Below are 19,169 nucleotides of genomic sequence, written 5' to 3' on the forward strand. Positions count from 1 at the left end.
CCGGCGGGCCCCGCCTCGCCCTGCCGCGCCCGGGCGGCGGCCGGGTGTTTTTTGAGACCCCCCGGGGGCCCCCCCGGGGGGGGGCCGGGGGGGCCCCGGGGGGGGCCCCCCCCCCCCCCCCCCCCCACGACGGGATCAGATGGTGAGGACGAGCTTGCCCTGGAGGTGACCGCCGTCGAGCAGCCGGTGCGCGTCGGCGAGGCGCTCGAACGGGAACGTCTCCTGCACGTGGACCCGGAGCCTGCCCTGTTCGACGAGTGCGACGGGACCTCGCAGGGCGACCGGATCGGGCTCGACCGCGATGCCGCTGAAGCGCATGCCGGCCGCCTCGTACCTGGCGATGAGCTCCGAGTCTTCCTCGACGACACCACCGCGGACGCACTGCAGGCTCTGGCCGACGCGGCAGGGTTGCCGCTGGACACCTACCTGGCGCAGGTGGCCGAGGAGAAGCGGCACGAGCGCGCCTTGGCCGCGGGCGCTGAGATCTTCCGGCAGGTCACCGGCGACCCGGAGACGGTCGCCGCGTTCGACGCCGAGTACGGCGCTCCCGCGTCGGCGCACACCGCTCCGCGGGCGGCTTGACCTGTGCCTGCCGAGTACTACGTCGACTACCGGTGGTTCCTGGAACGCCAGGCTGAGCTGCTGGACGATCTCGCGGTCAACGGCTACTCCGTCTTCGTCGGCCTGGCCGCCCGGCACAAGGTCGACCCGCCCCGCCATGACCAGCACCACCCGGATGCCTTCCGGCGTGCGGCCGTGATGCTGGAGGAGTGCGTCGTGCTCCGCGCGCTGCCGGCGCGCAACGAGCTGTACGGCTTCGGCGTGGCCGTGGCGTACCTGGGGATGCACGGGGAGCGAGTGAACACGAAGTTCGAGGCCTGGCGCGAACTGATTGTCGACATCACCGCTCTGCAGCTCGACTCCTTCACCATCGCCGAGCGGTTGCGTTCCCTCCAACTGCCCTAGCTCACGCGGCCGCCATGCGCTCCAGCAGCGCGTCGAGCTGCGCCGCCGTCCCTTCCGGGTCCGTCGTGTGGTGAATGGTGCGGATGCCGAGAGCTTCGGCCGGTGGCAGGTTCTCCGCGTGGTCGTCGACGAACACGCACTCCGGCCCTGCCAGCCCCAACGCATCCAGCGCACGCTGGTAGATGAACGCCGACGGCTTCCGCACGCCTTCCCGCTCGGAGAGAATCACCGCGTCGAACGCGTCCTCCCACATCCCCAACGCCTCGTACGGGTTGTAGGGCTCCAGACCGAAGCTGTTCGAGAGCATCGCCACCTTGATCCCGGCGGCTCGGGCACGGTCCGCGGCCGCCACGATGGCCGGCTCGGGCCGAAGGTTGGCCAACGCCCGACGCATCAGGTCGGTGGGGTCGATGCCGAGGATACCGCCGATCACCCGGTTCCACTCCTCCTGGGTCGCCTGGCCGACTTCGAGCTTCGAGTACACGGCCACGCCCTCGGGGTTCTCGTCCAGGGCGTGGAAGTAGGCGCCAGGCTCAAGACCCTCGGACCGTTCGAAGGCCTGTCCGTTCAGCCGCATACGGGTGGTGAGGACGCCGCCGAAGTCGAGGATCAGGCCGCGGTAGGAGGAGGACAAAAGAGACTCCTTGCGAGACGCACGTCGTAAGGGCGGCCCTCGGCAACTTCGGCCGGGGACCTTTCAGCGCCCTCCCACAAGGGGAGAGACATCCAGTATCTCCCCTCTGGACGACTAACCGGCCTACGCTGGTTCCGAGCGCTCTACCCTTGCGGAGAACAGGTCAAATCATGTTAAGCGTACGCGAGTTGTTCACCATTGGACAACGTGTCAAGTACTTCCGTGAGCGGCGCGGCATCTCTCAGAAGGGTCTCGGAGAGCTGATCGGCCGCTCGGAGAACTGGGTCTACAAGGTAGAGCACGAGCAGATCCCGATCGACAAGCTCTCGCTGCTCTTCGACCTGACCAGGGTTTTGCGCTGCGCCCTTGAAGACCTCACGGGTGGCTTCCTGTCCGGCGTCGGCGCAGGCCTGGACACGGAGCACGAGCACGTCCCGGAGATCCGCAGCGCGCTGTCCCTGCCCTCGTCGATGCTTCCCACGACCGTCGGTTCGGTGACCGTCGAGGACTTCAAGAAGGACGTCGACGACGCGTGGAAGGTGTACGAGACACAATCCAAGGGTCGATACCAGGACGTGGGCGCCCGCCTGCCCCTGCTCCTCCGGCAGGGACATGCGGCCCTGCGTGATGCGTCCGGCCCCGACGAGCAGGTGGCGCTGCGCCAGCTCGTCAGCCTGTACGCACTCCATCAGATCTGGCTTCGCCGCGTGGGAGAACCGACCCTCGCCCGCATCGCCGCTGACAGGGGGCTGTCGCTCGCCGACAATGCCGGCGACCCAGCCCTCATCGCGGCCGCCGCCTGGAACCTGTCCTGCGTTCTCACCTCCGCCGGCGAAGTCCACGACAGCGTCGAGCTGGCACGTACGACGATCGCCAACTGCGCCCCCGACGACCGTTCGTCGACCGAGCACTGGTCGGCACACGGAGCGCTGCACCTGCAGGCGGCCGTCGCCGCGGTGCGCGCCACGAAGGGCCCCGTCGCCTGGGACCTCTACCGGGGAGCGAAGGCTGCGGCCGCGCGAATCGGCTCGGACCGCAACGACTGGCACACCTGCTTCGGGCCGACCAACGTAGCCATGCATGAAGTGCATCTGACGGCGGAGGAGGGCAACGCGAGCGAGGCCCTGCGCTTGGCCGACACCGTGGAGATCAACCCGGAGATGCCGCTGGAGCGGCGCACTCGGTACTTGATCGAGGTCATGAACTGCAACCGGATTCAGCGCGACGACTACGCCACCGTGCACGTGCTGGCCAAGCTGATGGAACAGTCTCACGAGGAGATCGTCTTTTCCCCACTGGTCAGGGAGGCCGTGACCGACCTGCTCAAGCGGGAGCGTCCATTGTTCCGCGACGACCTTCGAGCGGTGGCCAGTCACATGGGCATCGCGGCTTGACCCTGAACTGGCAACTCCGACCCTGAACCCCAGTCAGCCCTGAATCAGATTAAGGGTCGACCTGGGGAAATGGCTTTACGTTGTTGCGCCATGACGAAGAGTCACTCTGCGGAGGGGCCTTCCGCCGCGTCCTTACCCGCTCCGCGGGTAGAGCGCGTGGAAGGCAGTCCGCTCCACCACACCCAGGCCGGCCGAATCGCCGTCCCGCTCCGCCTGATGCGCGGAGCGCAGCGAGTCGAAGAACTGGCGCTCGTCCTCCCGGCCGAGCAGATGGAAGCCTTCTACGAGGAGATCGGCGCGATCCTCTACCCGCGCCGTGTGGCCGACCTGGCCCCCTCAGCGGAGGCCGCGTCATGACCGGCCCACGCCGTACGGCCAGCGACAGCGTCCGGCGCCTCGCGCTCACCGATGCGGCTGCGGCCCCGGGCTTCCCGACGACGCCTCTGCTGCACGGCCCGCCCCTGCAGCGGACTCGCCGCGCGCGGCTCTTCGCCTCCCTGGTCGAGCCGGAGGCTGGGAGGCAGCGGAAATGAGCACCGCCCCGTCCCTCTCCGAGCAGATCACCGCCTTCCTGGACGGCGCCCCGTTCCCCCACTGGCCGGCCGTCCCAGACAGCCACCTCAATGATTCGTGGTGGGGTGACTTCACCGAGCAGCCGCGCATGCCCGCGAACCAGCAGGTTCGTCTCGGGCGTCTTCGCCGCTCGACCCTCGACATGGCCATCGCCAGGCATGGGGCGCCCTTCAAGGTAGTGCTGTACGCCAACACGCCGGTGGGCGATCCGACCCGCGCCCTCGCGGCTGCAGCGGCTTGCGCGCACGACTGCGGGTGGCATGTGGTGGGCCGCTTCGTCGATGTCACCGCAGACACGCAGCCGTGGGGGCGCGAGGAGTGGCTGAAGGTCCTCCGCAAGCTGCGCGGCGGCTTCGCCCAAGGCGTGGTGACCGACGACCGGTCGGCCGTGTCGGTCGCCGATGAGCCGTACGAGCAGACCTTGCACTGGCTCTTCGACCACTTCAGCTTCGTCGCGCACGCCCAGCCGCGCCCCACCGCGCCGGCCTTAGCTCGATGACCTCTCCCCACCCCTCGAAGGAACTGACCTCATGCCGCTTGTCGCGACTGCTGAAATAGCCCTGCGCGAACCCGGGCAGGACTGGCGTCGGCCGTCCTGGACGCACAGCAGGGAGACCCTGGAGCGCATCGTCGAACTGCTCCGCGCCGGCCTGCCCGTCGACAAGGCGTACGACGACGTGGCAATGGTCGTCGGAGATGGCTCCACCCCCGCTGAGGAAGAGATTCCGGCCCTCATCCAACGGTTCCGGGGCACCCCTGAACGCCCCGGGCACCTCATGGTCCTCATCGACGCTGTCGAGAGGGAGCAGTCCGGCGACGACCCGAACGAGCGGGAACGGGTCACCTTCCGGGCCCGCAACGTCAGGGCGTTGTCGGCCTCCGCAGCAGGCGACACCTCGCTCGGGATGCTTCGCCGCCTGGCGTCCGCCGCTGAACACCTGCTGGAGATCTTGCTGCCCGGCGACGAGACGGAGACGTTGCCCGGCCCCGGCCGTCCCCGCTGCTCCCCCACGGCTTCGTAGAACACCGAAGAGGGCCCCAACCGGCCTGCCCGCCCGGAAGGAAGAAGACCTCCATGTGTCGGCACGAACCCCCCTGCCCGCCCGCGGACGCGACCGATCGCGAGGCGGCCGCCGTAGTTGCTCGCTGCGCCGAACAAGGGTGGGCCCTTCTGTGCAACGGTGTCCTGCTCTTCGACGACATGGGCGAGCTGCTCCCCAACGGCAAGATCATCCCCCCGCTCCGTCCCGTCCCCGCGAGCGTGGCCCCGTGAGCGAAGACAGACCGCGTCAGTTCTACTGGCGGGGCATGCGGGTGCCCTTCATCGCCCCGTGGTCCGGCGAGAGGTCGGCTGACGTCCCAGTGGTGCGCCGCCCCCTCCTGGCCGGGGGCGGAATCGGGTACCTCGCCGAGAACCCGCGGGTGGACCGGCGCAACGGCATCCTCTGGGCCCGGATGCCAGCGGTCCGCGGCGCCGGCTACCCCCTTCTCGCCAAGGTGCACGCGCTACGGCAGCGCCAGGCCATGGCTCACATGCTGTGCCAGGTGTGCGGGCCGCTCCACGTACGGCCGCAAGGACGGCAGGCACCTGTTCCTGATGGCCGAGCGGGACAGAAGAGCGATCGAGGAAGGCGAGAGGACGGTCATGCCGCCCCTCCACGAATCCTGTGCCGTCGAATCGCTCCAGCTCTGCCCGCACCTTCGCGACGGGGCCGTGGCCGCCTGGGTGAAGGACGTGCTGCCGTGGGGGGTGGCCGGCATCGAGTACAACCCCCTCACGCTCGCTGCGATCCCGCCTGCCCGCCAGGACGAAGAGCTGACCTTCGTGCCCTACGAATCTCCGCGGCTGCTGTGGACCATCGCCGCGCGCGACGTCGTTTCCCTCCACGGCTGCACTGCCGTTGACGTGCCCCGTCTGCTGGCCCTCGCCGCATAGACCCCGTCCGGCGTTCCGGTGTGACCGGCACCGGAGCGCCGGACGGCTCAACCCCTCTGTGGGGTGCCGCGCTTGCCTCCTCGGCGCCCGCCCCGCACCGGCCAACCCGCCGCCGCAAGATCGAAAGGAAGCCGTGCGTAGCTACTGGGAGGGGCGGCCCGCCCCCGTCTACGACCGGAACGCACCGGCCAGGACGGCACCCGTCGTCGTCAACTATCTGCTGGACCAACTCGGCATCGGTGAGAACCCCACCGTGCGCCGCCACCCGGACGGTTACGACGTCCACGACCGGAACATCGCGCCGGGCGACGGCTGGTGCCAGGCGTTGTGCGCATCTGAGTGCGCCTGGCCGGCGGGCGCGCATCTGTGCGTGGTCGTGCGGTGGTTTCCCGACGAGAAGTTCCGAGCGAACTGGGCGGCACGCTTCGAGACGGTGATGGCCGTGCTGCGCTCGCGCGGCTTCGTGGTCGAGCACACCGGCCGGGGATCGGTCCCCGTTGAGTACCGGCAGGTCGACATGCTCGTCTACCAGATGGAGCCGGGAAAGGCACCGCCGCAGCGGCCTGACGATGCGTGGGCGTACGTCCCGGCCGCGCGCACCTACCGATGGCCGGAGCTCTCGCCGAAGGAACAGTGCGAGCGGGCATTGAGCGACCTCGGGATCGGCATGGACCGTGGCGACTGCCACTACCACGCGACCCTGTGGAACGTGACAAGCGTGCTGTGGCCACCCCGCGCCGCCTTCTGCGCACAGCTCCGGTGGCGGCCGAAGCCCGGCCGCCGCGCGAAGGTGACTGCCGACGACTACGACCGGCTCCTCGCGCTCGTGGCAAAGGCCGGATACCGCACACGGATCTCACCGCGGGGCGGAACGGCCATTGGCGAACACGTCGACGTCCTCGTCTACCGCGAAGCTCCCCAGGACGCCGAGGACGCCAGCTCTATCGCCCATGACCGAGCTTTCGCTGCGTAAGGGGCGGACGGCCCTCACCCCGTAAGACCCGCCGGCGGTCCGGTGCCCTCGCTGCCCGGACCGTCGGCGCACCATCCACCCCACCCCACCGCACCTGCCATCCCTGATCAGGAGGGTGTCTTGCTCACAGCACCGACCTTTCGCAGCGTCGAAGGGGCGTACGTCGCCTTACTGCAGCTCGCCACGAAGGAACCCGAGCACCGGATCGACGCGCGCGGCAACGCGGCCCGTGAAGTCATCGGGGCGAGCTTCCGCCTGCCCGACCCCCGGCAGCGGCTGCCCTACCTGGCCGCGCGCAAGGCCAACCCGGTCTTCCAGTTCGCCGAGGCGCTCTGGTACCTCGCCGGCCGCCGCGACCTGGAGATGATCGGCTACTACGCGCCGTCCATGCGGGCCAGCAGCGCGGACGGCATCCACCTCGGCGGATCCGCCTACGGCTACACCCTCTTCCACCCGGCCGACGGGCACCGGTCGCCCTTCGACCTCGTCATCGAGCTGCTGCTGAGCGAGCGCGACAGCAAGCGCGGATACCTCCCCGTGTTCTCGGCGGCCGAGCTCGGTGCCCGCTCCAACCCGGACGTCGCATGCCTGGCCGGCCTGCACCTTCTGCCGCGCGACGGCCACCTGCACATGGTGTGCAACATGCGGGCGAACGATCTCGACTGCGGCCTGCTGTCCGACGTGTTCTCCTTCACGATGATCCAGGAGTACGCGGCCATCCAGCTCGGCCTGCGCCTGGGCACCTACACCCACACGATCGGCTCCGCGCACGTCAACGACCGCAACGCCGACCGGGTCCGTCGCGTGCTGGAGGAAGTCGCCAGCCGCCCGGCGGTGAACTACGCCATCCCGTCCATGCCCGAGGACACCACCGCGGCGACCATCGAACGCCTCATGGTCCACGAAGAGGCCCTGCGCACCAACGAGCAGCGCTACAGCGCCCTGCACATCCAGAACCGTCTCGACCTGCACCCGTACTGGCAGCAGGTCGTGATGCTGTTCGAGCTGTACCGGCAGATCCAGCACGACCAGGTGGAGGCCGTCGATCCGGCACTCATGCACGCCCTGGACCCGGGCCTGCGCTGGCTGATGGTCCGCAAGTGGCCGGCCTGCGCCGCGGCGGTCGACGGGGGTGCGCAGTGAGCGCCGGGGGGAAGCCGATGAGCGGCGCCGTGGTGGACGGCGTGGACTTCGACCGGTGGGCGGTCATCCTGTGCAAGCCGGACGCCGTGGCGCGCGGGCTGGCTCCGCGCATCCTGGAGATGATCTCGTCGGCGGGCTTCACCGTCACCGACCGCATGGACGTCATAGCCCAGCCGTGGCAGGCACACGTCGCCTACCGGGACATGCTCGCCGACACCGGCCGGCGCGACATGCGCGACCTGCCCGCCTACATCGACGCCGCCTACGCGGGGCAGCCCGTCACGCTGGCTCTGGCGCACGGTGAGCCGGGCCTCCACGCCCGGCTGCGGCAGCTCATCGGCCACACCGACCCGACCCGGGCCGTTGCCGGGACGATCCGCGGCGATCTGGGCGACGACAGCCTCGCCGTCGCGCGAGCGGAGAACCGTCTGTTGCGGAACCTGGTGCACACCTCCGACGATCCCGCCGGGGCCCGCCGCGAGTACGGCACGTGGTACGGGCCGGGCCGGCGCCTGCAGGTCACCGACTTCGACCGCTGCTCCGTCGTCCTGTGCAAGCCGGACGCCGTCTCGCGGGGCCTGGTCGACGCCGTACTCGACCGGATCGCCGCCGCCGGCGCCACGATCACCAACCGGATCGACGTCACCGTGCAGCCGTGGCAAGCCCACGTGCACTACTGGGACCTCCTCGTGGATGCCGACTGGTTCCCCGACCGGGACATCCCCGCGTGCCTGGACGACGCCTACGCGGGCAAGCAGGTCACCATCGCCCTCGCGTACGGCGAGCCGGGCATCCACGGCCGCCTGCGGCAGCTCCTCGGTCACTTCGACCCCACCAAGGCGGCCGCCGGCACCATCCGCGGCGACCTCGGCAACGACAGTCTCGAAGCCGCTCTCACGCAGAAGCGCCTCGTGCAGAACCTCGTGCACACCTCCGACGACCCGGACGCGGCCCGCCGTGACTTCGGCACCTGGTACGGCGCCCGCCGCCGCGTGCTGCTCACCTCCCCGTCGGCTGGCGTCCCCCGCCATGCCGCGCGAACCCACCACTGACCGTCTTCCTGCCCTGGAGGCCCCCATGTCCGCTCCCGCCAGGCCGCGCAGTCGCCTGCTGCCCCTGTTAAGCACCGAGCAGATCAGCACGCTCAACCCCGCTCTCACCGACGTGATCGAGTACCGCAAGTCGGGCCTGTCGCTGAACCACATCGTCGGCTGCCCGCTGGAGTGCGGCTACTGCGTGCGGCACCTGTTCGACAACTTCGAGATGAAGACCCCGCGGCGCCTGATGAGCGACGAAGCCGCCGTCGCCCAACTGGTCGGCCACCCGTACTTCCGGCCGCACAAGACACCGATCCAGGTGTTCAACCGGGCCACCGACCCGATGCTGCCAGTGGTCAAGCCCCACACGTTCGAGGTCCTGCGGCTCCTCGACGAGCAGGGCCTGACCAACCACGTCCTCGTCATCACCCGCTGGCGAGTGGACGCAGAGGACTGCGCCGTCCTCAACTCCTTCAAGAACCTGCGGCTGACGATCCTCGTCACCCACTCCGGCATCGACCACCCGCAGATCGAGCCCGTCAACTCCGCGTACGCCGCCGACAGCCTGCGCATGCTGTACGAGCACGCCGAGAACTACCGCACCGTCCTGTACTGGCGGCCGATCGTTCCCGGCCTCAACGACTCCGACGAGCACATCGAGCGGGCCCGCGAGCTGTCCTTGCACGCGCACGCCACCGTCTTCACGGGTCTCTTCTTCCGCGACGAGATCAAGGCGTATTACGAGAGCCACGGCCTGCCGACGCCGTACGAGAACACGGCCCGGCGCAAGATCATGCCGGAGCAGGCCGAGCAGCGAATCCTGGACGCCTACGAACTGGGCGCCGCCGGGGTGCAGGAGTGGGGGAAGCTGTTCCGCAAGACGTCCTGCGGCGTGGCCTACGCCCACGGCGAGGCCGACTACAACGGCCACTACGGCGTCAAGGAGCTGTGCGACATCTGCCCGCCCGAGCAGATCGCCCTGTGCAAGAAGGCGTGGCGCCAGCCGAACTTCGACGACGTCGTCCGGGAAGCGCGCGCCCTGGGGGCCGTCAGCGACATCGAGGTCAACGACCGTGCCATCGTCGTGGAGGGACTGGACGAGCCGCCCCGCTACTACCTGCAGCACGGCTTCGGCTACCAGTGCCACGACCGCACCAAGCCACACCACTACCGCCAGCACGGCCGGGCCCCCATCGGCTGGGAGGCGGGGGACGGACCCGAAACGCCATGAACTTCGCCACCTGGCCCGCGCTGCTCGTCGTCGACGTCGAAGGCAACGGCGCCAACCCGCCCGACCTCGTCGAAGTCGCCGCGCTGCCCATCCGCGGCGGCCGGCTGGACAAGAGCACTGCGGGCTGGTGGCTGACCCGCCCGAACCTCCCCGTCACCCCCTTCGCCACTCGGGTGCACGGCCTGACCAACGACGCCCTGGCTGACAAGCCGGCATGGGCCGACGTCGCGGACCAGGTGCGCACCTTCCTGGGCAACGCCTGGATCTGCGCGCACAACGCGCACACCGACTACCGCGTGCTCAGCGCGCACTTGCCCGGCTGGGAGCCCGCCGGCGTCCTGGACACCCTCCGACTGGCCAAGGACGCCTTCCCCGACCTCGGCAGGTACAGCCTGGACAAGCTCATCGAGCACGTGCAGCCCGACCTGCAAGAAGCCCCCGGCGCCCGGCACCGGGCCACCTTCGACGCCTTCGCCACGGCGCAGCTCCTCATCGCCATGGCCACCCGCTACGACACCTGGGACCGGCTGGTCGCCGCGGCCGTGCCGCCCGGCCTGCCCGGCGCCCCCGAACCAGAAAAGGACCCCACCCTGTGGTGAGCCCCCAGCCCCTGCGGATCGCCGTGCTCGGCACCCACTCCACCGGCAAGACGACGCTCCTGAAGCGCATAGAGATGGAGCTGCGCGGCCACGGCCTCACCGTGGCGCGCACCGGCCGGCTCGGCAAGCGCGCCGCCGCGGCCGGCCTACCGAAGATGCAGCACCATACCGCCCTGTCCACCGAGTGGATCATCGCCCAGGGCATCCTCGACGAGACCAACGCCGTCGCACAGGGCGTAGAGGTCGTGCTCATCGACCGCGCCGCCTGCGACGCCGTCGCCTACTTCGAGGCCGCGATGGCGTTCCGCGCCGAGACCCCGCCCCGACTCGAACACGAACGCCTCCTCCTTCTGGCCGCCACGCAGCACCCCAAGTACGACCTGCTGTTTGCGACCGTCCTCGACGAGAGCGTGCCCGTCGACACCAGCCACGACTACGACCCCCACTTCCGGCGCCTCGTCGACGACCGCGTGCACCGTCTCCTGGCCAACGACGCCGTCCCCCACCAGCGGGTGACCAGCGACCCCGACAGCCAGGCCCACGCCGTAGACATCGCCGTCCAGCGCTGCCTGAAGGAGGAACTCGTATGATCCCCGCTCCTCCCGCCGGCAGCATCACCATCGCCGGGAAGACCGTCTCCCGGCTCGGCTTCGGCACCATGCGCCTGACCGGCACCGGCACGTGGGGCGACCCGGACGACCGCGACACCGCGCTCAGCGTGCTGCGCCAGGCCGTGCACACCCACGGCATCAGCCACATCGACACCGCCGACGCCTACGGCCCCCACACCGTCGAACACCTCATCCGCGAAGCGCTGTACCCCTACCCCGAGCACGTGCTGATTGCCACGAAGGTCGGCTTGGTCCGCCCGGCCCCCGGCCAGTGGAAGCCGCTGGGCAACCCGTTCTACCTGCGGGCCTGCGTCGAAGCGAGCCTGCGCCGCCTGAAGGTGGAGCGGCTGGAGCTGTGCTACCTGCACCGCATCGACCCGGAAGTCTCGCGCGACGACCAGGTCGCCGTTCTGCACGCCCTGCAGGACGAGGGGAATATCGGGCACCTGGGCCTGTCCAAGGTCACGCCCGACGACATCCGCTACGTGCTCAAGTACCGGCCCGTCGCCGCGGTGCAGAACGTGCTGAACACCACCGACCGCTACGACGACGCTGTGGAGATGTGCCGCGACCTCAACATCCCGTACGTGGCCTACCGGCCGCTGGACGCCGGCGTGCTGGCCCACGCGTACGGGCCCGCCACGCCCCTGCAGTGGCTCCTCTCCCAGGGCTCCCACGTCGCCCCCATCCCCAGCACCAGCCAGCCCCGGCACCTCGAACAGATCGTGGCCGCCGTTCAGGACGGTTCAGCCTGATGCCCACCGCACCCCGCCCAGCGCCGTCGCGCCTCCTACGAGAACTGGCGGCCGCCGGTCATCGGCGTCTCGCTGCTCGTCCCGGTCGGAGCCGACTGCATCGCCGTCGCCGAACTGCACGGCATGCTGATGCTGCCCGTGGGCGGCGTGTACGACGGGCAGACACCGGAGGAAGCCGGGCACCGGGTACTCATCGACCCCTCCGGCGGCCTGCAGCTCCTGCGGCGCGTCGCCGTCGACTGGGCGCAGATGCGACGCAGGAAAGTGATCACGCATGTGATGGCCGCTCCACCCATGACTCCCGAGACGGCGACGAGGCTGGTGTACCGGGATCGTCGGGCCACCGTGCGCGTTATGCCGACGCTGCAATTCCTCGACCAGTGGCCGACAGGGCGGGCGCGTCTCCTGGTTAGCCTGCAGGCCCTGGCAACCGGAGGCACGGCCTACATCCGGGACGGGACCGTGAGCGCCCACGTGCCCCACGCTCTCAGCGCGTGACCCTTCCGGGCGCGGCCGACCGTCACCGACGGCGGCCGCGCCCGAGAGTTGACGTAACGGAACATGGCACTGCCGCGTCTCCCGCAGTGACCAAGGCCTTGGAGCGGGCCCGGAAACTACAAGGGGAGAGTTCTACACGTGACCGACGAGTCCGCGTCCCGTTCCGCCACCGTCGACAAGCACCCGCACAAGTGGGTCGTCGCCGCCGAAATCCAAGTCGGCGAGGCCGTCGCCCGCATCGCCGACTTCCGCGGCTCCTTCAAGACCAGGGTGGAGCAGCGCATCGACGCCCTGGACACCTACTGCATAAACTGCCGGCACCCCTTCGCGGACTGCTGCTGACGGCCGCCCCCGCGCCTACGCGTCGCTGCGCGCATCACGTCTGGAGCACGAGGCAGCGACCGCCGTGATCAGTGTCGTCGACAGCCACACCGGGCATCACGACCGGCGCGACGCGGGCATCACGACCGGCGCCACTGGTGCGGTCTGGACGGCGGGCAGCCGCGCTGCCGCGGCTTCGGCGCGGCCCTTCGCCGCCGCCTGCCGGTTCTGAGAACGAATCCGGTTTCGGTGAGGGTTCGGCGGCCCCTGATCAACCTCGCTCGCGCAAGGGATGGTTTGTGAGAGTGACCGCCCTTCTCGGCGTAAGGTCGGTTCCGTACGCGGGATTGCCGAAGCCCTGGTTCGGGCACCGAGGAGCCGTCGATGCTGGACCGGGATTTGCTGCGCGCCGCGCGCTTGGCTGGTTACGGGTGCGTGAGCACTCAGCTCTCCTTGTTGAGCGACCGCCGGCTCGGGAAGGTCGTGGCAGCAGCTACCCCGCTCGGGTCGGGCATCGGCGGCAGGTCGGCAGAGCTGGACGTCAACGGAACGCGCGTCTTCGTCAAGCGGATCCCTTTGACGGACATCGAATTGCGCCCGGAGAATGTGCGGTCGACGGCGAATATCTTCGAACTGCCGATGTTCTACCAGTACGGTGTGGGCTCGGCCGGGTTCGGTGCCTGGCGGGAGCTTGCCGTGCACACCATGACCACGAACTGGGTTCTCGGCGACGAGTATGCGGGATTCCCCCTGATGTACCACTGGCGGGTACTGCCTGACTCCCCTCCCGAAGGATTCACCGACGAGTTCGGAAGCTTGGAGGGGGCCGTCGCTCACTGGGAGGGATCACCAGCCGTTCGTGACCGGCTGGAAGCCATCGGCCAGTCCTCGTGCAGCCTGGTGGTCTTCCTGGAGCACGTGCCGCACACACTCGCCGGATGGCTGGCCGACCACCGCAATCCCGCCGTGTCGGAAGGCGGGGACGGCTTGCCCTTCCAGCGGTTGGAGAAAGCTCTTATGGACGGAGCTGCCTTCATGAGTTCTCGCGGACTTGTCCACTTCGATGCTCACTTTGACAACATCCTGACCGATGGTCGCCAGCTCTACTTCGCCGACTTCGGACTTGCCTTGAGTTCCCGCTTCGACCTTTCGTCGGGCGAGTCAAACTTCCTCTCGGACCACCTCGCGTACGACCGCTGCTACACCGCGAGCCACCTGCTCCAATACCACTTGCTCGACGGCGTGCGCGGTGACACGGAACGGAAGGCCTTCCTGCACGACTGGATCTCGGGCTGGCGGCCTAGCGACGTCCCACCCGCGATCACGGCCATCATCGACCGGCACGCACGCCCTACCGCCGTCGTGGACTCCTTCTTCCACCGTCTGTTCACCGAGAGCAAGCAGACGCCGTTCCCGACCGCGGAGATCGAGCAGCAGTTGGGCGTCGGCACTCCAACCCCCAGTTGAACCATGCCCCCGGCACCGTCACCGGCGAGTCGGCCCTGCCCTATCCGCTCCAGGAACTACTCGCCCTCCGCATTGCCGAACCCCAGCCGGAACTGGCGCGCAAGCACTGCTGACCAAGCCCATGATCGTTCTCACCGATACTGACTGTTCCGCTGGTCCTACCGACGTCAATTGCATCGGATGCGAATAGGCGACACTCGCCCTGGATGCTGTCCGAACATTGCGCAGATGCGGTCCCAGCAGGGCCGTCGGCCTCGGAGCCACGGTAGCGGTCTTGTCGGCGGACATCTGCGCGTCTCACTCCATCGAGCGATTGAACTGCGAAGACGCCCCCGGGTCGCATCTGATGCGAAATTCTCGCGTCAGATGCGATAGACGGAGAGTGATGGTGGATGGGTGGGGATGGTCTCGTTCCAGGGGCTGCTCGGCTGCACTTGATCGACGGTCTGCCGTTATTGCGGCCGGACGAGCAGGTCTTCGAGGCGATGATCAAAGGCTGGCGCAACCAGCAGCTCGCCCGGAACCTCTCGCCGGGATACGTCGATGACCAGGAACGTACGGTCCGGGCCTTCACCCGGCACGCCGACGCTATGCCGTGGCATTGGACGCCGCAGCACGTCGATGAGTGGTCGGCCGATCTGCGGGCCGTGCACGGCTGTGTCCGCTCCACGCTGCGCAACTACCAGGGCTCTGTGCGCCAGTTCTGCGACTTCCTGACCAACCCAGCCTACGGCTGGAGCGACGAGTGCCTGCGGCACTTCGGTACCCACCCAGTCCAGGTGGTCTTCGACTGGAACGCTGCAACGCATGCCGACGAAGCCGAGGGCGAGCCGGAGCGACGGGCCTTTACTCGGCCTGAGCTGGAAGCGTTCTTCGACCACGCCGACGAGGAAGTGCTGCGTGTTCGCGGCAAGGGCCGCAAGGGCTGGCTGCCGGCCTTCCGGGACGCCACCTTGTTCAAGGTTGCGTACGCCTACGGCTTGCGACGCAACGAGACCCGGATGCTCAACATCACCGACTTCGGCCGCAACCCACAGGGCCGGGAGTTCGGTGAGTACGGCACCCTGCTGGTCCGCTACGGCAAGGCCAAGAAGGGGTCCCCACCGAAGCGCCGCAGCGTGCTGACCGTCTGGCACTGGACGCCCGGCACGATCGAGGAATGGATCAGCGAGGTGCGGCCCGGGATGCGGCACTCAACCAGCCGGGCCCTCTGGCCGTCCGAGCGAGGCCCGCGAATCGGGGTCCAGCGTCTGGACTCGCGCTTTGCCGCCTACCGGGACGCCGTCGGCCTGGACTCCGCGCTGGAGTTCCACTCGCTACGCAGGTCCTACATCACCCACCTGATCGAGGACGGCCACGACCCGTTGTTCGTCCAACAGCAGGTCGGCTACGACCACGCCTCCACCACCGCGATCTACACCTGCGTCTCCTCCGACTTCCGCACTCGCTCTCTGCGACGCGTCCTGGACGCCACCATCGAGGCCGCTCTGCGGCCGGGAAGGACCTCCTGATGTCACGCCAGATCAGCTACCGGTGGCGCCTGCGTGAGCTGATGGCCGCCCGCGGCATGTTCACCGTCGCCGAGCTCATGCCGCACCTGGCCGAACGCGGCATCACACTGTCCTCCTCCCAGGTCCACCGCTTGGTCTCCGGCACCCCGGAACGCCTGTCCCTGCCGGTGCTGGCCACTCTCTGCGACATCCTCGACTGCACGCCCACCGACCTGATCGCCACCTCGGCCCAGAACCTCCCGGCCCGCCGAGCCGCCGGCGAAGAAGCTTCGATCAACCTGGCCGCCCGGCGCCCCACACGGGTCCGGCTGACGCCCGAGGGGTGAGCGGTGACGCCCGAGGAGTACGAGCGGTGGATGATCCGCGACTGCGCACGCTGCGGCCGTCGAGCCTCCAAGTCCGCCGAGTGGTCGGACGGCCCGATCTGCCGAACCTGCTACGACCGCGCGATGCGCATCCGCGGCCGCTGCCCCTGTTGCGACACCGACCGTCTGCTACCCGGACGGCATACCGAGGGCACCCCGATCTGCCGCGACTGCGCGGGCATCGTCCGCGACTTCTTCTGTGACCGCTGCGGCTTCGAGGGACTCCTACTCGGTGGGCGGCTCTGCGAACACTGCACCCTCACCGACACGCTCGCCCGCCTCCTCGACGACGGCACGGGACGTATCGCCCCGAAGTTCCTGCCGCTGGTCAAGATCCTCCTGGAGATGGACCGGCCCAAGAGCCGCCAGATCTGGCTCCGCAACCCCAACGTCGTCCGTCTCCTGCGGGGCCTGGCCACCGGCAGCATTCCGCTTACCCACGACGGGCTGCACCAGGAAACCCCCTGGCGAACCGTTACCCACCTGCGTGACCTGCTGATGGACAGCGGCGTCCTCCCGCGAGTCGACCGGCAGCTCCTGCTCTACCAACGCTGGCTGACCGAACGGCTCGCCACCATCGAGGAACCCGAACATCATCAGCTTCTCCGGCACTTCGCCATCTGGCACCAGATGAGGCGCCTGCGGGCAAAGGCCGAGAAGGCACCCCTGGGACGCTCTCAGACCAACCACACCAAGCAGGAAGTCACCCAAGCCGGCGCCTTCCTCGCATGGCTCGCCGACCGAGGGCGCACAATCGGGCAGTGTCAACAGGCCGACATCGACGCCTGGCACACCGAGAACCTGGCCACCCGCCGTCCGTCCCAGTCATTCCTGCGGTGGTGCATGAAGACCGGCCGGATGCCCCGCCTCACACTGCCGCCCGCGGTCATCACCCAGGACCCGGAACCGCTGCACCAACACCGCAGGCTCGCGATCCTCCGCCGGGTTCTCAATGACGTCTCCTTGCCCCTGCGGGCCCGCGTCGCCGCCGCCCTCGTTCTCCTCTATGCGCAACCCGTCAGCCGCATCGTCCGCCTCACCATCGACGACGTCATCGACGACGAGACCGTCGTCACCGTCCGGCTGGGAGACCCGCCGTCCCCGCTGCCGGAACCCGTCGCCGACCTGATGCGGGCCTACATGGAGTCCCGCCAGCACCTGCCCTACGCCAGCAGCAGGAGCTCACAGTGGCTCTTCCCCGGCCGTCAGCCCGGACAGCCCATGAACCCGGTCAGCCTGCAAGTCCACCTGCGTGAGATCGGCGTCCCTCCGCAGCGCAGCAGAACCTCCGCGATCCGTCAGCTCGTCCTGCAAGCCCCGGCCCCCGTTATCGCGAAAGCACTCGGCTACCACGACAAGACCACCACCCGCCTGGTCACCGAGGCCGGCGGAAGCTGGAGCCGATACGCCCCCGGTGACCACACACGGTGAGACGTCATGCCTCGTCACTCGGGAAAAGTGAAGCCCAGTTCACGCAGGCGGGGCAGGCAGGCTTCGAGGCACTGCTCCACCGACGCAGCATCGGTACGCACGAGGATGTCGTCACGCAACGGGGTGCCGCTGGCCACGAACGTCCAGGGCTTCCGCCTCTCTGCCATCCGCTCAGCATCAGCCTTGAACAGCACGGTTATGCCCTGTTCGGCCAGCGCCTCCATGATCGCGACAACGTCCACCGGTGACCCCTCCAAAAGTGGCTCGAACGCACCACGGTGAACCTATCCGTCCGAGGGGGCACCACGAACACAGTCCTCGCCACCCAGAGTGATCAACGAGGGCTGTCCAAGCTGGAATACGCGACACCTCAACATGCGCGCCTACCAGTCCATGGCCGAACCCCTTCGAGGTGCCGCGCCGGGGCTCCGGCCGCCTCCCCCTGCGGTGCGCGTGGGCCGGGCACCGTCGCCCGGAGTTCGGCCGAGGTGGATCACGGCCAGCCGCAGCCTGCCCCGCCCGCCGCCAGGATGGAGCCCAGATGTCGCGGGTGGGGCCACCTACTGGTCCAGCTGCGAGCCGTCGCTGCAATCGGGAATCCCGTGATCACCTCAGATGTTGACCCTCCGGTCAGCACCAGTCGTGTAAAGGACCTCTCGTGCGCGCCATACAGATCGATCGCTTCGGCACCCCCGGCGTCCTCGACGTCGTCGATGCTCCCGAGCCTGAACCGGGCACCGAGGATGTGCTGGTCCGGACTGTCGCGACCAGCATCAATCCCGTCGACGACAAGACGCGAGAAGGGGCCCTCGGCGAAGGAACGCCGCCACTACCGATGACGCTTGGCTGGGACCTGGCCGGCATCGTGGTCGACGGCGGCAGCAGTGGGCTGCGCGCCGGGGAACGCGTCATCGCCATGTCGCACCAGCTCGGCTCCGGCCGGGGGACCTGGGCCGATCTGGTCGCGCTTCCAGCACGGGCCCTCGCCCCTGCGCCGCAGACGGTCAGCCTGGCCGAGGTGGCCACCTTGCCGCTCCCCGGACTGACGGCTTGGCAGACCCTGGACTGGCTTGCGGTGAAGGCCGGTGAGCGGCTGCTGATAGCCGGTGCCGCAGGTGCGGTTGGCGGGTTGGCGCTGCAGATCGCCCGTGCGCGCGGCGTCAAGGTCGACGCTCTGGTCTCCCGAGATGCCCAGGTCACCTTCGCCCGCGAGCACGGTGCCGACCTCGTCACCACCGACCGCCGCGCTCTTCAAGACCGCAGCTATGACGCGGTCTTCGATACCTTCGGGGTGTTCGCGACCGAGGCAGTGGCAGATGGAGGCCGGTATGCGTCGATCGCCACCCAAGCAGGTCCAGTACCCGACCTGTCTTCCCGCGGTGTGCGTACCAGCGTCAACCAGGTGCGTGAGGACGGCGCGGGACTGAACGAACTCACCAAGCTCGTCGACCGCGGCTCCTTGCGGCTGCGTGTGCACTCCACCTTCGGCCTCCAAGAGATCCAAGCCGCACACGAACGCTTCCTCCAAGGCAGCCTGGCAGGAAAGATAACCGTGATCTTCTGAGCACCCCCCTCCACGTCTCGCGCACAATACTGGCCCCAGAGTCAACCCCCCAAGTGGGCCGACCACTTAGACCGTGTCCTATGTGGTGAGGCGTCGTTGGACTCAGCATGGGGCGGGATACGTGGAGTTGGATTGTTCCGGACGGGCTGTGGGAGATCGC

General features: G+C 68.9%; 24 protein-coding genes and 1 pseudogene. 22 read left to right on the top strand and 3 right to left on the bottom strand.

Features of this window, described 5'->3' with window-relative positions:
* Positions 1-135: 135 nt before the first annotated feature.
* Positions 136-366 (bottom strand): annotated as a pseudogene (locus tag ACZ4K2_RS36195) (zinc-binding dehydrogenase); the annotation flags it as partial.
* A 42-nt stretch (positions 367-408) separates the two neighbouring features.
* Between ACZ4K2_RS36195 and ACZ4K2_RS36200 the strand changes: the two are divergent.
* Together ACZ4K2_RS36200 and ACZ4K2_RS36205 are read left to right on the top strand one after the other, a co-directional pair.
* Entirely contained in the window at positions 409-582 is a 174-nt protein-coding gene (locus ACZ4K2_RS36200) for an antitoxin MazE7 (RefSeq protein WP_467480735.1), read from the top strand.
* 3 nt (positions 583-585) lie between these two features.
* Entirely contained in the window at positions 586-966 is a 381-nt protein-coding gene (locus tag ACZ4K2_RS36205; RefSeq protein ID WP_467480691.1) for a toxin Doc, read from the top strand.
* A gap of 1 nt (position 967) precedes the next feature.
* On the opposite strand, the gene ACZ4K2_RS36210 is transcribed toward ACZ4K2_RS36205, so the two are convergent.
* On the bottom strand, positions 968-1,600 hold the full coding sequence (locus tag ACZ4K2_RS36210; RefSeq protein ID WP_467480693.1) for an HAD-IA family hydrolase: 633 nt from the start codon (positions 1,598-1,600) through the stop codon (positions 968-970).
* A 188-nt stretch (positions 1,601-1,788) separates the two neighbouring features.
* Between ACZ4K2_RS36210 and ACZ4K2_RS36215 the strand changes: the two genes are divergently transcribed.
* The 19 genes from ACZ4K2_RS36215 (at position 1,789) to ACZ4K2_RS36305 (ending at position 17,445) form a co-directional block, all read left to right on the top strand.
* Positions 1,789-2,994, top strand: a complete 1,206-nt coding sequence (locus ACZ4K2_RS36215) for a helix-turn-helix domain-containing protein (protein WP_467480695.1) — start codon at positions 1,789-1,791, stop codon at positions 2,992-2,994.
* A gap of 156 nt (positions 2,995-3,150) precedes the next feature.
* Positions 3,151-3,351: a hypothetical protein gene (locus ACZ4K2_RS36220; protein ID WP_467480698.1), complete on the top strand. Its 201-nt coding sequence runs from the start codon at positions 3,151-3,153 to the stop codon at positions 3,349-3,351.
* A gap of 172 nt (positions 3,352-3,523) precedes the next feature.
* Entirely contained in the window at positions 3,524-4,066 is a 543-nt protein-coding gene (locus ACZ4K2_RS36225) for a hypothetical protein (protein ID WP_467480700.1), read from the top strand.
* 31 nt (positions 4,067-4,097) lie between these two features.
* Positions 4,098-4,589 (top strand): hypothetical protein, encoded by a 492-nt coding sequence (locus ACZ4K2_RS36230; protein WP_467480701.1) that lies wholly within the window; start codon positions 4,098-4,100, stop codon positions 4,587-4,589.
* Between the two features lie 53 nt (positions 4,590-4,642).
* Positions 4,643-4,840, top strand: a complete 198-nt coding sequence (locus ACZ4K2_RS36235) for a DUF5999 family protein (protein WP_467480703.1) — start codon at positions 4,643-4,645, stop codon at positions 4,838-4,840.
* 324 nt (positions 4,841-5,164) lie between these two features.
* Complete coding sequence (locus ACZ4K2_RS36240; RefSeq protein ID WP_467480705.1) at positions 5,165-5,503, top strand: hypothetical protein; 339 nt, start codon at positions 5,165-5,167, stop codon at positions 5,501-5,503.
* Positions 5,504-5,636: 133 nt separating this feature from the next.
* Positions 5,637-6,476 carry a hypothetical protein gene (locus ACZ4K2_RS36245; protein ID WP_467480707.1) on the top strand — a complete coding sequence of 280 codons (840 nt, stop codon included), beginning with the start codon at positions 5,637-5,639 and terminating at the stop codon, positions 6,474-6,476.
* 120 nt (positions 6,477-6,596) lie between these two features.
* Positions 6,597-7,619 (top strand): thymidylate synthase, encoded by a 1,023-nt coding sequence (locus tag ACZ4K2_RS36250; RefSeq protein ID WP_467480708.1) that lies wholly within the window; start codon positions 6,597-6,599, stop codon positions 7,617-7,619.
* 17 nt (positions 7,620-7,636) lie between these two features.
* Positions 7,637-8,671 carry a nucleoside-diphosphate kinase gene (locus ACZ4K2_RS36255; protein WP_467480710.1) on the top strand — a complete coding sequence of 345 codons (1,035 nt, stop codon included), beginning with the start codon at positions 7,637-7,639 and terminating at the stop codon, positions 8,669-8,671.
* A 25-nt stretch (positions 8,672-8,696) separates the two neighbouring features.
* Positions 8,697-9,887 (top strand): radical SAM protein, encoded by a 1,191-nt coding sequence (locus ACZ4K2_RS36260; protein ID WP_467480713.1) that lies wholly within the window; start codon positions 8,697-8,699, stop codon positions 9,885-9,887.
* Entirely contained in the window at positions 9,884-10,486 is a 603-nt protein-coding gene (locus ACZ4K2_RS36265) for a 3'-5' exonuclease (RefSeq protein ID WP_467480715.1), read from the top strand. Before ACZ4K2_RS36260 ends, ACZ4K2_RS36265 begins: the two co-directional genes overlap by 4 nt.
* Positions 10,483-11,076, top strand: coding sequence for an AAA family ATPase (locus tag ACZ4K2_RS36270; protein ID WP_467480718.1), 594 nt, complete (start codon positions 10,483-10,485; stop codon positions 11,074-11,076). The genes ACZ4K2_RS36265 and ACZ4K2_RS36270 overlap by 4 nt, the downstream gene beginning before the upstream one ends.
* Complete coding sequence (locus tag ACZ4K2_RS36275) at positions 11,073-11,852, top strand: aldo/keto reductase (RefSeq protein WP_467480719.1); 780 nt, start codon at positions 11,073-11,075, stop codon at positions 11,850-11,852. The genes ACZ4K2_RS36270 and ACZ4K2_RS36275 overlap by 4 nt, the downstream gene beginning before the upstream one ends.
* Positions 11,853-11,975: 123 nt before the next feature.
* Positions 11,976-12,350 carry a hypothetical protein gene (locus ACZ4K2_RS36280; RefSeq protein WP_467480721.1) on the top strand — a complete coding sequence of 125 codons (375 nt, stop codon included), beginning with the start codon at positions 11,976-11,978 and terminating at the stop codon, positions 12,348-12,350.
* Positions 12,351-12,488: 138 nt separating this feature from the next.
* Positions 12,489-12,692: a hypothetical protein gene (locus ACZ4K2_RS36285; RefSeq protein ID WP_467480722.1), complete on the top strand. Its 204-nt coding sequence runs from the start codon at positions 12,489-12,491 to the stop codon at positions 12,690-12,692.
* Between the two features lie 363 nt (positions 12,693-13,055).
* The gene (locus tag ACZ4K2_RS36290) at positions 13,056-14,138 is read left to right on the top strand and encodes a protein kinase family protein (RefSeq protein ID WP_467480725.1); all 1,083 of its coding nucleotides are present in this window, start codon (positions 13,056-13,058) and stop codon (positions 14,136-14,138) included.
* A gap of 434 nt (positions 14,139-14,572) precedes the next feature.
* A complete protein-coding gene (locus ACZ4K2_RS36295; protein WP_467480727.1) occupies positions 14,573-15,649 on the top strand; it encodes a tyrosine-type recombinase/integrase in 1,077 nt (358 codons plus the stop codon).
* Positions 15,649-15,975 (top strand): helix-turn-helix domain-containing protein, encoded by a 327-nt coding sequence (locus ACZ4K2_RS36300; RefSeq protein ID WP_467480729.1) that lies wholly within the window; start codon positions 15,649-15,651, stop codon positions 15,973-15,975. The genes ACZ4K2_RS36295 and ACZ4K2_RS36300 overlap by 1 nt, the downstream gene beginning before the upstream one ends.
* A 3-nt stretch (positions 15,976-15,978) precedes the next feature.
* Entirely contained in the window at positions 15,979-17,445 is a 1,467-nt protein-coding gene (locus ACZ4K2_RS36305; protein ID WP_467480731.1) for a hypothetical protein, read from the top strand.
* A gap of 14 nt (positions 17,446-17,459) precedes the next feature.
* On the opposite strand, the gene ACZ4K2_RS36310 is transcribed toward ACZ4K2_RS36305, so the two are convergent.
* Entirely contained in the window at positions 17,460-17,687 is a 228-nt protein-coding gene (locus ACZ4K2_RS36310) for a hypothetical protein (RefSeq protein ID WP_467480732.1), read from the bottom strand.
* 416 nt (positions 17,688-18,103) lie between these two features.
* On the opposite strand from ACZ4K2_RS36310, the gene ACZ4K2_RS36315 reads away from it, so the two are divergent.
* Positions 18,104-19,009, top strand: coding sequence for an NADP-dependent oxidoreductase (locus tag ACZ4K2_RS36315; RefSeq protein ID WP_467480733.1), 906 nt, complete (start codon positions 18,104-18,106; stop codon positions 19,007-19,009).
* Positions 19,010-19,169: the final 160 nt, after the last annotated feature.

The organism is Streptomyces sp. NPDC025833 (assembly GCF_055558055.1).